Source organism: Streptomyces sp. NBC_00203, assembly GCF_045206325.1.
Lineage (GTDB): Bacteria > Actinomycetota > Actinomycetes > Streptomycetales > Streptomycetaceae > Streptomyces > Streptomyces lutosisoli.
Window position 1 is genome coordinate 8083297 of record NZ_CP108126.1, and the last position, 13808, is coordinate 8097104.

Annotated in this window: 7 protein-coding genes; 6 read left to right on the plus strand and 1 reads right to left on the minus strand. The window is 71.3% G+C overall.

Translation table 11 applies throughout. The features are described from left to right. The first annotated feature begins 141 nt into the window (after positions 1–141). From OG975_RS36090 to araD, 4 genes are all read left to right on the plus strand, one after another. Positions 142–3957 (plus strand): CHAT domain-containing protein, encoded by a 3816-nt coding sequence (locus OG975_RS36090; RefSeq protein WP_406333545.1) that lies wholly within the window; start codon positions 142–144, stop codon positions 3955–3957. Between the two features lie 970 nt (positions 3958–4927). After that, positions 4928–6622 carry a ribulokinase gene (gene araB, locus OG975_RS36095; protein ID WP_406333547.1) on the plus strand — a complete coding sequence of 565 codons (1695 nt, stop codon included), beginning with the start codon at positions 4928–4930 and terminating at the stop codon, positions 6620–6622. Positions 6623–6642: 20 nt separating this feature from the next. Then, a complete protein-coding gene (gene araA, locus OG975_RS36100; protein ID WP_406333548.1) occupies positions 6643–8160 on the plus strand; it encodes an L-arabinose isomerase in 1518 nt (505 codons plus the stop codon). Between the two features lie 28 nt (positions 8161–8188). After that, complete coding sequence (gene araD, locus OG975_RS36105) at positions 8189–8920, plus strand: L-ribulose-5-phosphate 4-epimerase AraD (RefSeq protein WP_406333550.1); 732 nt, start codon at positions 8189–8191, stop codon at positions 8918–8920. A gap of 194 nt (positions 8921–9114) precedes the next feature. Here the strand turns inward: araD and OG975_RS36110 are convergent, their stop codons facing one another. Continuing rightward, positions 9115–10134 (minus strand): LacI family DNA-binding transcriptional regulator, encoded by a 1020-nt coding sequence (locus OG975_RS36110; RefSeq protein ID WP_406333552.1) that lies wholly within the window; start codon positions 10132–10134, stop codon positions 9115–9117. 261 nt (positions 10135–10395) lie between these two features. Between OG975_RS36110 and OG975_RS36115 the strand changes: the two genes are divergently transcribed. Both OG975_RS36115 and OG975_RS36120 read left to right on the plus strand, forming a co-directional pair. Continuing rightward, positions 10396–12381: a glycoside hydrolase family 127 protein gene (locus tag OG975_RS36115; RefSeq protein ID WP_406333554.1), complete on the plus strand. Its 1986-nt coding sequence runs from the start codon at positions 10396–10398 to the stop codon at positions 12379–12381. Between the two features lie 71 nt (positions 12382–12452). Further along, a complete protein-coding gene (locus OG975_RS36120; protein WP_406333556.1) occupies positions 12453–13703 on the plus strand; it encodes an extracellular solute-binding protein in 1251 nt (416 codons plus the stop codon). Positions 13704–13808: the final 105 nt, after the last annotated feature.

The window sequence follows — 13808 nt, forward strand, 5'->3', positions numbered from 1 at the left end:
GGGCCGCTCGGCGACCCAGGCTGCCCTGATCGCCAGCGTATCGAGCAGGGCGCGGCCATGGTGGTCAATCGCCCGCGTGGGGTGCAGGATGCGGAGGGGCCCGTACGGCACGGGGACGAGGCAGGCGCACGGCGGGGGCCGATGGTCAGCGAAGCACGACAGGGCGACGACGGCACCGGGTTGGCGGAGCTGCGGGAGAAGGCGACCGGCGCCGTTCTGGAGGCCCGACGGCTGCTGAACGTGTCGGGGGACCGGCCGTCCGCCGAGACGTTGGGGCCGGTGATCGACCAGTTGGCCGATGTCGAGGCCGCGTTGGCGAGGAAGAACGAGGATTTCTCCATCGTCTTCGTGCACTTGGGCCTCCTGCTCGGGGCGCGCTGCCTGACGGGGAGGGAAAGCGCGACGTTCGATTCCGATGAGCGGGCGGAAGCGCTACGGCGCCTGCGGTGGGCGGACCGCATCGGGCCGTCGGCCAACCCGCTGGTGGTAGAGGCCCGGATGATGCTGATCTTCCTGCTCGCGCCCTGGGCCCTGCCCCGCACCGACGGCACCCGCACCGCCCTTTTGGACGCGCTGCTCGCCGCCGCCGACCAACGGGTGCTGACCGAGTCGTTGCTCCGGGATCTCACCGAGGCCAAGGACGTGGTCGACCGCATCGCCGAGGCCCCGCTCGGCCCGGAGTTCCAGCGGCAGACCGCGAGTGTCAAGCGGGACATCGAGCAGATGCTCGCCTCCGGCTCTGCTCATCCCGACACAACGGAGGAGACGGCAGCGGCGGCTGCCAACGCTGCGGCTCCCGAGGCAGCGACCACGGGCACGGCCGCACCCGGCCATGCCCAGGACACCGTCGCCCCCGAGGACGCAGTCGCCCCCGAGAGCGCGCTGCTCGATGCCGTTCGCGGCCTGGTGGCCCTGGCCGGCTCACGCAGCACGCCGCAGTTCACCCGCGTCCTGGTCTGGCTGGTCAACGCGTTGCAGCCCCAGACCGGCGGCCACGACGCCGAGATCCTGGAGCTGGACCCGGAAGTCGCATCGCTGCTGCGCCGGGCCGCCGTCGGCAGCGGAGCCGGCGCCGACGGCGTCCGCGGCGGCGCCGACCTGGCACTGCGAGCGTTCCGCGCGTTGCCACCGGACGCACCCGAGCGGGCCCGGGTCGCCCGGCTCCACGCCTACCTGCTGGTCACGGCCGAGATCCTGGAGCCCGGATCGGTCGACTTCGCCACCGCGGAGCGACCCACGCCGGAACCGGGCGGCACCAGCGGCAACCCGTTCGACGACTGGCCGGCCGGCCTCACCCCGGAGCCGGGTCTGGTCCCCCATCTCGACAGCCATCTGCGGGACTTCGTTACCCACCTCGGCGTCCGCGAGCGGCGCTTCGCCGCACACTTCGACCGGCTGCTGGCCTACCGAACCGGTGATCCCGGATACCTGGAGGACGCCGCCACCCTGCTCAGGGAGGCGGTCGACGCGAGCCCCGCGGACTCCTGGTGGGCCCTGGCCCTGCAAGTGGAGCTGGCAGAGGTCCTGGAGCAGGCCGCATCGCACGGCGGCAGCTTCCACGACGCCGACGTCTCCCTGGCCACCATGCGAGGGCTGGCCGCCACCCTCGAACGCGACGGCTCGCTGCCGCCCGACGCGCCGTTCAGCCTCAGCCTCGCGCTCTCCACCGCTGACGGTGAACTGAGCCACGCGCAGCGCACCGGAAACCACGAGGCGCTGCCGCGTCTGATCGACGAACTCCGTGGCCGGTACGCCGCCCTGCCACCGGACAGCAGCTGGCGCGGCGAGTTGGCGAAGCGGCTGAGCCGGCTCGAGGAGCTGCGCGCGGACACGCAGGAGGCCACCGGGCGCGGTCTGCCCGGAGCGGCCGGAGCGGCCAGGACGGGAGACCGCGCCGCCGAGCGAGAGGTCACCGCCGAGCGGGACGTCGCCGCCGAGCGAGAGCTCCTGGAACGCGATCTCGTCGAGATCCGCCGGAAGCTGGACGAACCGGAGGTCTACCACGAGCAGGAGTACGACCGGCGCGCCAGGCTCGGCCTGCGGCTGCTCCTCGCTGTCGTGCGCGGCGATGACGACCCGGCGCTCCTGGACGAGGCCATCGCCGAGCTGACCCGCGTCCGCGCTCTGCTCGCCGAGGGGCGTGGCCGAACGCAGTGCGTGGACGTCCTGACGAAGCTGGCCGAGGCCCACACGATGCGCGCCGCCCGGGGCGGCCCGCGCGCCGGCGACGACATGCTGGCGTTCGTGGAGATCACCCGCGAGGCGCTGGACGAACTGACCGCCGACGTCCTGCTCCAGATCGGCGCCGACCATGGCCTGTCGTCGGCCCTCAACGGCGCCCTATTGTCGCGGCGACTGGCGTTCGTCGACTTCCTCACCCACCGGCCGGCCGACGCGGTGGCCGATCTGGAGCGGGGGCGTGCCCTGGTGCTCCAGGCCGCTGCCGCATCCCGGAGCATCCCCGAGCTCCTCGACGCCGTCGGCCACCCCGAACTGGCCCGGCAGTGGCGCGCCCAGGTCCCCGCGGACCCGCTGCGGCCGAAGACCAGCGACGCACCGCCCCCGTCGGCCGACGGCCCGCCGATCCCCAGCGGCCTGCGGCGCGGCGCACTGGCCGCGCTGGGCATCCGCCCCGGTGCCGGGCAAGGGCCCAGCACCCGGCAGTTGGTGGGCGCCGCGGACGTCGCCGAGCTGACCGCCGGTCTCACCGCCACGGGCACGGACGCGTTGGTCTACCTGATCCCCGGCACGCCCCTGCCCAGCCGCTCGTTCCCTGGCCACGCGCTGATCCTGCGCCCCGGCGCCGGTCCCGCCATACTTCCCCTGCCGGAGTTGCTGGCCTCGGACTGCCCGCCGCTGGAGCGTTACTTCTTCGCCGCGGCGGAACGCTCCCGGTCGCTCGCCGACCCGGCCATGAGCCCGTCGTGGAGGGCCGCCTACGAGGCGGAGTGGCAGGCCGCGCTGTCCGCGGTGTGCGACTGGGCCTGGAAGGCGGTGATGGGCCCGGTGCTCTCGGCCGTGCGCCCGGTACTGGCGGCCCAGTGGCCGCTGGCCCCGCCACCGCGGATCGTGCTGGTGCCCTGCGGCCGGCTCGGCGCCGTCCCGTGGCACGCCGCGCGCATCCGGGGTCTCGGCCGGCACGGCCACCGGTACGCCTGCCAGGAGGCCGTGCTCAGCTACGCCCCGTCCGGCACCCAGTTCCTGGCCGCGGCCACCCGGCGGCGGATGCCTCCTGCCGCCGGGCGCCAAGTGCTCGTCGCCGACCCGGAACTGACCCTCCCCTGGGCCGAGGTGGAGACGGCCGCGCTGCGTGCCGCCTGCTACCCCGACGCGCTCTGTTACGGCGAGTTCGTCACCACCGGCGAGGTACCGGACGCCGCGGGCACGCCTGCGGAACTGCTCGCCGTGCTGCCCGGCGGCGCGTCACCGGCGTCCTTGGTCCACCTGTCCTGCCACGCCATCGCCGCACCGCGCCCCACCGACTCAGCGCTGTGGCTGGCCGGCCCGCCCGGCGCGAGCCAGGACGCCGGCCGGCTCACCGTGGCCGGCATCCTCGACGGCGCCGCCGGCCGGCGGACGGACACCGCCGGCCCGTTGGTGGTGCTCAGCGCCTGTGAGACAGACCTGAGCACGCGCCATCACGACGAGGCGTTGACCCTTGCCACCGCGCTGGTCACGGGCGGCGCCGCCGACGTCGTGGGGTCCCGCTGGGCGGTGCGTGACGGTCCGACCGCCGTGATGATGGCGGTCTTCCACCACCACCTCACCACCGGCGCGCTGGCCCCGCCCGATGCCCTGCGCGCCGCCCAGCTGTGGATGCTCAACCCGCACCGCGAGCTCCCCGTCACCCTGGACGGCCCCCTCCGCCGCGAGGCCACCCGCCCCGACCTCCACCGCCTCCATCACTGGGCCGCCTTCACCCACCAGGGCAACCCGGCGTCCGCGGCGACGGGGTGAGGGGCGGATCCCACCGCATCGACCCGGCCTGCGCTGAACCTGGGCGGCGGGAGGGTTCGGGCGACCAGGGTCGCCCGTTCTTTCGTCGTACGAGCGGGCCCCGAGGGGGGCAGATGTCCCGGATGAGACCCGCAAGCCCTTGGACCTGCTCTGATGGCCGGTCGCGGGGCGCTGGCCTGCGCGAGTGACCTTTCGGATATTTCACGCTCATGCCCGTTGACACGGCCGGAAGTCCCAGAGAAGTCCCAGGAGACTCCCACGGTCCGCGGCCCCTCTTTCGGCTCCATGCGGGGTACAGGGGTTGCGGTTCGTGCATCGTTGGTCCGCCTTGAGGCCATGGCAACGCACGCTTCTCGAAAGTGCCTCGCGGCCGGTGAAGATCCCGAAGCCTGGGCGCCGGGTGAATGGCAGTCACTTTCTTCACGCTGAGGGGGAGTGCGCCGGTGAGGTTTGGCGCCTTCGTCAGGGTGTGGGTATGCGGAGGCGAGGCGATGCCCGGGCGGGCGGACGCCAGGGTGACCGTTCGAGAGCAAAGGCTTTCTCTCTCAGTGGGGAGTGGTGCGCTCACACCGCCTATGGACGAGTCGGTGCCCCTGTGTTCACCGACGCGCTGGACCCACCGGCGTGACGGACATCACCTCCTCGGCATTTATACAGCACACGGGCGGTTTTGGCCGATTGGGGCGCCGTATCGGACTGGTCACTCGCGCGGGGTTGGTGTGGGGGGTTTACGCGGAGGCTCCGACGGGTCAAGATGACGCAGCGAAGTGAGCAAACATTTTCCCAACGGTGTCGCAGATAGGTGCAACGCGAGGCTGCAGGGCTCTCCTCGCTCGCGAAGCAGGGTGCCGCACGGTCAGTACTTCGAACGTTGGTCGATATATCGAACGATGCTGATCGGGTCACCGCCCCCAGACCCTTTCCAGAGCAGTAAGGACGGCCGGTTGTGCACGCAGAGCACGATGAATCGATGAGCCTCGCCCCCTGTGTCGTCGGGGTCGACTTCGGCACCCTGTCGGGACGGGCTCTGGTGGTCCGCGTCAGTGACGGCGCGGAGTTGGGAGTGGCTGAGCATCCGTACCGGCACGCCGTTCTCGACCAGGAACTGCCCGACGGTACGCCCCTGCCGCCCGACTGGGCGCTCCAGGTGCCCGCCGACTACATCGACGTCCTGCGGCACGCGGTGCCCGAGGCTCTCGCGCGCGCCGGTATACGCCCCGAGCAAGTGGTGGGTATCGGCACGGACTTCACCGCCTGTACGGTCCTGCCGGTCCTCGCCGACGGCACACCGCTGTGTGAACTGAGCGAATACGCGGCCCGCCCGCACGCCTACGTCAAGCTGTGGCGCCACCACGCCGCCCAGGCCCAGGCCGACCGGATCAACGCACTGGCCGCCGAACGCAAGGAGCCGTGGCTGCGGCGGTACGGCGGCAAGATCTCCTCGGAGTGGGAGTTCGCCAAGGCGCTGCAGCTCCTGGAGGAGGACCCGGAGATCTATCACCGGACCGAGCGCTGGGTTGAGGTCGCCGACTGGATCGTCTGGCAGTTGTGCGGCACCTACGTCCCTAACGCCTGCACGGCCGGCTACAAGGGCCAGTTCCAGGACGGCGCCTACCCCTCACCGGACTACCTCGCGGCCCTGAACCCCGGCTTCGCCGGTTTCGTGACCGACAAACTCGACCAGCCGATCGGACAGTTGGGGGAGCCGGCCGGAGGGCTGACCGCTGAGGCCGCTGCCTGGACGGGCCTGCCCGAGGGCATCACCGTCTGCGTGGGCAATGTGGACGCCCATGTGACCGCGCCCGCCGCGACGGCGGTGGAAGCGGGCCAGATGGTCGCCATCATGGGCACGTCGACCTGTCATGTGATGAGTTCCGACCAGTGGGGCGCCGTACCGGGTATGTGCGGTGTCGTCGACGGCGGCATTCTGCCGGGTCTGTGGGGCTACGAGGCCGGTCAGAGCGGAGTGGGGGACATCTTCGCCTGGTTCGTGCGCAACGGCGTGCCCGCCGAGTACGCGGAGCACGCCACAAGCCTGGGGCGGACGTTGCACGAGCATCTGACCGCCCTGGCCGCGGAGCAGAAGGTGGGCGAGCACGGCCTGATCGCTCTCGACTGGCACAGCGGCAACCGGTCCGTCCTGGTCGACCACGACCTCAGCGGTGTGCTGGTGGGGCTGACCCTGTCCACCCGGCCCGAGGACGTCTACCGCGCCCTGCTGGAGGCGACCGCCTTCGGCACGCGCACGATCATCGACGCGTTCGAGGAAGCCGGCGTCCCGGTGGCGGAACTGATCATCGCGGGCGGGCTGACCAAGAACGCGCTGCTCATGCAGATCTACGCCGACATCACCCGCCGTCCGCTGAGCGTCATCGGCTCCGCGCAGGGCCCGGCGCTCGGGGCCGCGATGCATGCCGCGGTTGCCGCCGGCGCCTATGCCGACATCCGTGCCGCCGCCCAGGCCATGGGCAATGTCCGCCGGGACGTCCATCTGCCCGATCCCGAACGAGCCGCGGCCTACGACCGCCTGTACGCCGAATACCGGCTGCTCCACGACTACTTCGGCCGCGGGGCCAACGAGGTCATGCACCGGCTGCGCCGCATCCGCGCCCAGGCGTCCGCCCAGCCGGCACCCGGCGCGACCGACCGCCCCCAATCCGCCTGATCTGAAAGGCAGTACCCGCCATGACGACACCAGCACAGCCCTACGACAGCCAGGAGATCTGGTTTCTCACCGGCAGCCAGGGCCTGTACGGCGACGACACCCTGCGCCAGGTCGCCTTCCAGTCCCAGCAGATAGCCGAGAGACTCGACGCGGCCCCCGCGATCCCGCTGCGGATCGTGTGGAAGCCGGTCCTCACCGACGCCGAGTCGATCAGGCGGCTGTGCCAGGAGGCCAGCGTCTCCGACACCTGCGTCGGCGTCATCGTCTGGATGCACACCTTCTCACCGGCGAAGATGTGGATCGCCGGACTGAGCGCGCTGGACCGGCCCGTGCTCCACCTGCACACCCAGTACAACCTGTCGCTGCCCTGGTCGAGCATCGACATGGACTTCATGAACCTCAACCAGGCCGCCCACGGAGACCGCGAGTTCGCACATATCGAGGCACGGATCGGCGTCACCCGCAAGATCGTCGCCGGGCACGCCACGGACTCCCGAGTTCTGGGGCGCGTCGCGGCGTGGTCCCGGGCCGCCGCCGGCCGCCACGCCGCGCGCACCCTGCGGCTGGCGCGCTTCGGCGACAACATGCGGGACGTCGCCGTGACCGAGGGCGACAAGGTCGAGGCCCAGATGCGGTTCGGCTACTCCGTGAACACCTACGGGGTCAATGATCTGGTCAAGGTCGTCGACGCGGTCGGCGACAAGGAGACCGCCGAACTCGCCGCGACCTACGTCGAGTCGTACGACGTCGTCCCTGCCCTGCGTCCCGACGGCATCCGCCACGAGTCGCTGCTGTACGCGGCCCGCCTGGAAATCGGCCTGCGCACCTTCCTGGACGAGGGCGGCTTCACCGCGTTCACCACCAACTTCGAGGACCTGGGCGGGTTGCGCCAGCTGCCGGGCCTGGCCGTCCAGCGGCTGATGGCCGATGGCTACGGGTTCGGCGGCGAGGGCGACTGGAAGACCTCCGCGCTGCTGCGCACGATGAAGGTGATGGGCCTCGGGCAGACCGGCGGCACCACGTTCATGGAGGACTACACCTACCACCTCGGGCCGGGCACCCCGCGCGTCCTCGGGGCGCACATGCTGGAAGTATGCCCCTCCGTGGCCGCGGACCGCCCCAGCTGCGAGATCCACGCGCTGTCCATCGGTGGCCGGGAGGACCCGGTCCGGCTGGTCTTCGACGCCGCTCCCGGCCCCGCACTGGTCGTCGGCCTCGCCGACCTGGGCGATCGCTTCCGGCTGACCGCCAACGCCGTGGACGTGGTCGCGTCGAGCCAGCCGCTGCCCCACCTGCCCGTCGCCAGGGCCGTGTGGCAGCCCCGCCCGTCCCTGGCCGAATCGGCCGAGAACTGGATGCTCGCCGGTGCGCCTCACCACACCGTGCTCAGCTCGGCGGTCGACATCGAGGCGCTCACCGACTTCGCCGCCATGACGGGCGTGGAACTGCTGACGATCGACGAGAGCACCGCGCCCGGCCAGCTCGCCAAGGAAATGCGCTGGAACGCCGCCTACCACCGGCTCGCCCAGGCCCTGTGACACACGGACAGCACGAAGGAGACGACTGATGACAACAGCTGTCCGGGACGGCCTGCGGCAGGAGGTACTGGAGGCGAACCTCGCGATCCCCCAAGTCGGCCTCGCCACCCTGACCTGGGGCAATGTGAGCGGAGTCGACCGAGAGGCGGGCGTGTTCGTCATCAAGCCCTCCGGGGTCCCCTACGAGGACCTCACCGTCGGCCACCTGGTGGCGGTACGTCTGGCCGACGGCGCGGTCGTCGACGGCGACCTGCGCCCCTCCACCGACACCGAGACCCATCGCTGCCTCTACCTGGCGTTCCCGTCCATCGGCGGTGTCACCCACACCCACTCCACCCATGCGGTCGCCTTCGCGCAGGCCCGCCGGGAGATACCGGTACTCGGCACCACACACGCCGACACTTTCAACGGGCCGGTGCCCTGTACCCCGGATCTGACCGCGGAACAGTGTGCCAAGGACTACGAGTACAACACCGGCCAGGTCATCGTGGACCTGCTCATCGGTGACGACACGAGGGCGGCCGAGGTCCCCGGCGCGCTTGTCGCGGGCCACGGACCCTTCACCTGGGGCGCCACGGCGCGCAAGTCCCTCGAACACGCCATCATCTGTGAAGCAGTCGCCGACATCGCGATCCACACCATGGCTCTGGCCCCCACCGCCCCACCCCCTCGCCATCTGCTGGACCGGCACTACACCCGCAAACACGGCCCCAACGCCTACTACGGCAACCCCGAACCGGGCGTGACGGCCCCCGTGTGACCGGCCTGTCCGCAGCCTTCGGGGGCGGGCCCCAGCCGACGTGCCACGGTCGGCGGGAGCCCGCCCCTGTGTGTCTGCTCCAGCGCGTTCGCGCCCGCACGTTCGACCCGTGGCGGCGGCAGGAGGGCAGCGGGACTGAGCATTGACCCACCGCGAGGCTTACGCGTCCGGCCCCGCACGAGCCACGCGGCGGCTCAGGTGGATTCGCGGACGACGAGGCGGCAGGGAACGGTGTGCAGGCCGGGCTCCGGCTGGGAACCGATGGCGTCCAGCAGCCGCAGGGCGGCCTGCCGGCCGATCTCGGCGAGGTCCGTGTCGATCGTGGTGAGGGGTGGGCGGCAGGCCAGGGCCATGATGTCCCAGTTGTCGTAGCCCACGATCGCGACCCGGCCGGGGACGTCCATGCCGTTCTCGCGCAGGGTGTCGGCGACACCCCTCGCGATCTGGTCGTTGCCGCAGAAGAAGGCGTCCGTGTCCGGTGCGGTACGCAGGACCGCTTCGGCGGCCCGGCGCCCCCAAGCCTCGCTCCACTCGCCGAAGTGGACCCGGCCGGTGGCGAGCTCCAGCGAGGAGCGTGCGAGCAACTCGACGGTGTGGTGGGCGCGGTCGCGGGCGGCGGCGTGGTGTGCTGGGCCGGTGATGTGCGCGATCCGCGTGCGGCCGGTGGCCAGCAGATGGTCGATGGCCAGGTGCGCTCCGCTCCGGTCGTCGGAGACCACGGAAATGTCCTCCGGGTCCGTGGACGGCGAGAGCGCGTAGACCGTCGGTATCGGGTCGATCCCCTTCAGTGGCGGCCGTGGGTCGGTGCGTCGGCCGGTCACGATGATGCCGTCCACCCGGCGGTCCGTGAGGTTGCGCAGGTGGTGCTGCTCGCGGATGGAGTCACCGCGGGTGTCGCACAGCAGCACGGAGATCTTTCCGGAACCGAGCGCGTCCTCGGCGCCGAGCAGTACGGGAGTGCTGAAGCGGCCGATGCCGTCGGTCGTCATCAGCCCGACGGTCCAGCTGCGTCCGGTGTGCAGGCTCTGCGCATGCTGGTTGGGGCGGAAGTCGAGCTCCTCCACGGCGGCCATGACCCGCTGCCGGGTCTCGGGCCGCATCCTGCCGCTGCCGTTCAGTGCCTTCGAGGCCGTCCCGACACTGACGCCGGCCAGCTTGGCAACGTCGGCGAGCTTCGCCCGCCCGGTTGGGGGAGAACCTGGAACGACGGTCACGCGCAACCCTTTTCCTAGATGACGTCGGCGACGTACATCCTGGCATCGTTCGCGCCTGCTGGCCAGCCCCTGACAAGGCAAGCAGAAGATACTTGTGCGTACCTCTTGACTCATGCTCGTTGTCTTTCTACGTTTCCGGCAGAAAAACGTTTGCGCAAGCGGGTCCGAGAGACAGAGCATCGCCTCCCGTTCCCGGGACGCCATACCACCCCATGTGCGCCGGACCCCCGACCCGCTTCCCATCTCACTCCTCGGAGAGCCATGCCCCGCCCACGTTCCGCCGTGCCCTCCACTCAGTCCTCGGCCTCGTCCGAACAGGGAGCCGCCCCCTTGGGTCCGGTCCGTATCGGCCCGGGTGCCAGGGCCGCGCTGGCCCCCGCCGCCGTCGAGGTGCGCGCCGGGTTCTGGGAGACCCGCCGCGAGGTGAACGCGCGTACCTCGATCCCGCAGGGCCCCGGGCTGCTGGAGTCGGCGGGGAATCTGCACAACCTGCGGCTCGCGGCGGGCACGGACGAGGGCGAGTTCCAGGGCGCGTACCCGTTCGTGGACACGGACGTGTACAAGTGGCTGGAGGCCGCTTGCTGGCAGCTCGCCCAGCAGACGCCCGAAGAGGACAGCCCGCTCGCGGCCGACGTAGAGCGCATCGTCTCCCTCGTCGCCGGCGCACAGCAGCCCGACGGCTACCTGAACACGTGGTTCCAGCTGCTCAAGGGCGGCGAGCGCTACCGGGACCTGCGCTGGGGCCACGAGCTGTACTGCGCCGGGCACCTGATCCAGGCGGCGGTGGCCCACCACCGGGCCACCGGAAGCAGCGTACTCCTCGATGTCGCCGTGAAGTTCGCCGACCACATCGACTCGGTCTTCGGCCTGCCGGACAGTGGCAAGCCCATCGACGGCGTCGACGGCCACCCCGAGGTCGAGACCGCCCTCGTCGAGCTGTACCGGGAGACGGGTGAGCGCCGCTACCTGGACCTCGCCGGCTACTTCGTCGACCGCTTCGGCCACGGCCTGCTGGGCGGCGAGGCGTACTGCCAGGACCGCGTACCGCTGCGCGAGGCGACCAACGTCGAGGGCCACGCCGTTCGCCAGCTGTACCTGCTGGCCGCCGCGGCCGACCTGGCCACCGAGACCGGCGAGACCGAACTGCGCGCCGTCGCGGAACGGCTGTGGGCGGCGATGACCACCACCAAGACCCATGTCACCGGCGGGCTCGGCGCCCACCACGACGAGGAGGACTTCGGCGACCCGTACGAGCTGCCGAACGAGCGCGCCTACTGCGAGACCTGCGCCGCCATCGCCTCGATCCAGTGGAGCTGGCGCATGGCCCTGCTCACCGGCGAGGCCCGCTACTCCGACCTGATCGAGCGCACCCTGTACAACGGTTTCCTCGCCGGCGTCTCTCTCGACGGCGAGCACTGGCTGTACGTCAACCCGCTCCAGGTCCGCGACGGGCACACCGACCCCGGCGGCGACCAGTCCGCCCGCCGCACCCGCTGGTTCCGCTGCGCCTGCTGCCCGCCCAACGTCATGCGGCTGCTGGCCTCCTTGGAGCACTACCTCGCGTCGAGTGACAGCGGCGGCCTGCAGGTCCACCAGTACGTCACCGGGCGCTACACCGGCGACCTCGACGGGACCCCGGTCGTGGTGAGCGCCGAGACCGACTACCCCTGGCACGGCGCGGTCGGCCTGACCGTCGAGGAGACCCCGGCCGACCGGCCCTGGACCCTCTCGCTGCGCATCCCGCAGTGGTGCGGCGACTATCGGGTCCGCGCCGGGGACACGGTGTACGACCGGACAGACGCGCCCGTCACCGACGGCTGGCTGCGGCTGGAGCGCACCTGGGCGCCCGGCGACCAGGTCGTCCTCGAACTCGCCCTTGAGCCCCGCCTCACCGCCGCGGACCCGCGTGTGGACGCCGTACGCGGCTGTGTGGCGATCGAGCGCGGACCGCTCGTGTACTGCCTGGAAGGGGTCGACCACCCCGGCGGCGGCCTGGACGACATGGTGCTCGACACCACCCGCCCGCTCGCCGTGAAGCACCGCCCCGACCTGCTCGGCGGCGTCACCACGGTCGTGGCCGCCGGGCATCGCCGGCACATCGCCGACGCGGGCTGGTGGCCGTACCGGACGGCCGACACCGCCGACGCTCCACCGGCCGACGAGCCCCTCGAACTGACCGCGATCCCCTACTACGCGTGGGCCAACCGCCAGGACGGCAGCATGCGCGTCTGGCTGCCCACTTCCTGAGCCCCCCTGCTTCCCCTCTTCCCTCTCTCCTACCGCTCCCCATGAGCCGGCCCAAGACAACGAGGTCACCCGTGAGAAACTCCCGCCGCACCCTGATCGCCGCGATCGCCGCCCTCGGCACGCTCACCTCCGTCGCCGCCTGCGGCGGTGGTTCCGACTCCTCCGCCTCCGGGTCCAACGCCGGCGGGACGTACACCTTCTGGGACCCGTACCCGCAGTTCGACGCTTCCTCGGCGTGGGGCAAGCTCGTCTCCAAGTGCGGTACCGACGCCGGCGTCAAGATCAAGCGCACCGGCATGGACACCACGGACCTGGGCAACAAAGCGCTGCTGGCCGCCCAGCAGGGCAACGCGCCCGACGTGATGCTCGTGGACAACCCGGTCGTCTCCACGCTGGTGGAGGCGGGGATCGTCAACAAGACGAGCGACCTCGGCCTGGACACGAAGCCGATCCAGCAGAACATCCTCGGCGCGGGCACCATCGACGGCGCCTCCTACGGTGTGCCGATCGGCGCCAACACGCTCGCTCTCTACTACAACAAGAAGGTGCTTTCCGCCGCGGGCGTCGACCCGGCCTCCATCAAGGACTGGAGTTCACTGACGGCGGCCCTGAAGAAGGTCAAGGGCGCCGGCAAGAAGGGCATCACGTTCTCCGCGATCAACACGGAGGAGGGCAGCTTCCAGTTCCTGCCGTGGTTCTGGGGCGCCGGTGGTGACCTCACCAAGCTCAACTCGGCGAAGGGCGTCGCCGCGCTGTCCCTGTGGAAGCAGTGGGTCGACGCAGGGTACGCGCCCAAGGACGTCCTGCAGAACACCCAGACCACCAGCTGGCAGGAGTTCGCCACCGGCGACTACGCGTTCAGCGAGAACGGCACCTGGCAGCTCGGCAACGCGGCGAAGGCCGGATTCGAGTACGGCGTCATCAGCATCCCGGGGCAGAGCGGCGGGTCGGCGCCGGTGCCGACCGGCGGCGAGTTCGTCACCGTCCCGGTGCAGAAGGACAGCGCGCGCTACGACGTCAGCAAGAAGATCGTCACCTGTCTGACCAGCTCCGCCAACCTGCTGGCCACGGACACGACCCTGGCGTACGTGGCCCCCACCGCGGCGGTCCAGGCCAAGCAGGTCAAGGCGAACCCCGAGCTCAAGCCGTGGGTCGACGCGGTGGCCGCGGCACGCGGCCGCACCAGCGGCGGACTGGGCACCAAGTACCCGACCATCTCCCAGCCGATGTGGACCGCCGTCCAGGCCGCCCTGTCCGGCGGCCAGAGCCCGCAGGCCGCCCTCGACGCCGCGCAGACGGCCGCAGGCAAGGGTAAGAACTGACCCCCGACGTGCTCGCGGCACACCCGGGGGCCCTTCCTCCGGCACCCGCACGGCACCCGCAACCGCCCGGACACCGCCACCGCCCCGGGCAGGCCACCTGCATCC

Excerpts from the sequence above, each read along its gene's own strand:
- OG975_RS36115 (WP_406333554.1), top strand. The coding sequence starts at position 10,396 with ATGCCCCGCCCACGTTCCGCCGTGCCCTCCACTCAGTCCTCGGCCTCG.
- araD (WP_406333550.1), top strand. The coding sequence starts at position 8,189 with ATGACAACAGCTGTCCGGGACGGCCTGCGGCAGGAGGTACTGGAGGCG.
- araB (WP_406333547.1), top strand. The coding sequence starts at position 4,928 with ATGAGCCTCGCCCCCTGTGTCGTCGGGGTCGACTTCGGCACCCTGTCG.
- OG975_RS36090 (WP_406333545.1), top strand. The coding sequence starts at position 142 with ATGGTCAGCGAAGCACGACAGGGCGACGACGGCACCGGGTTGGCGGAG.
- araA (WP_406333548.1), top strand. The coding sequence starts at position 6,643 with ATGACGACACCAGCACAGCCCTACGACAGCCAGGAGATCTGGTTTCTC.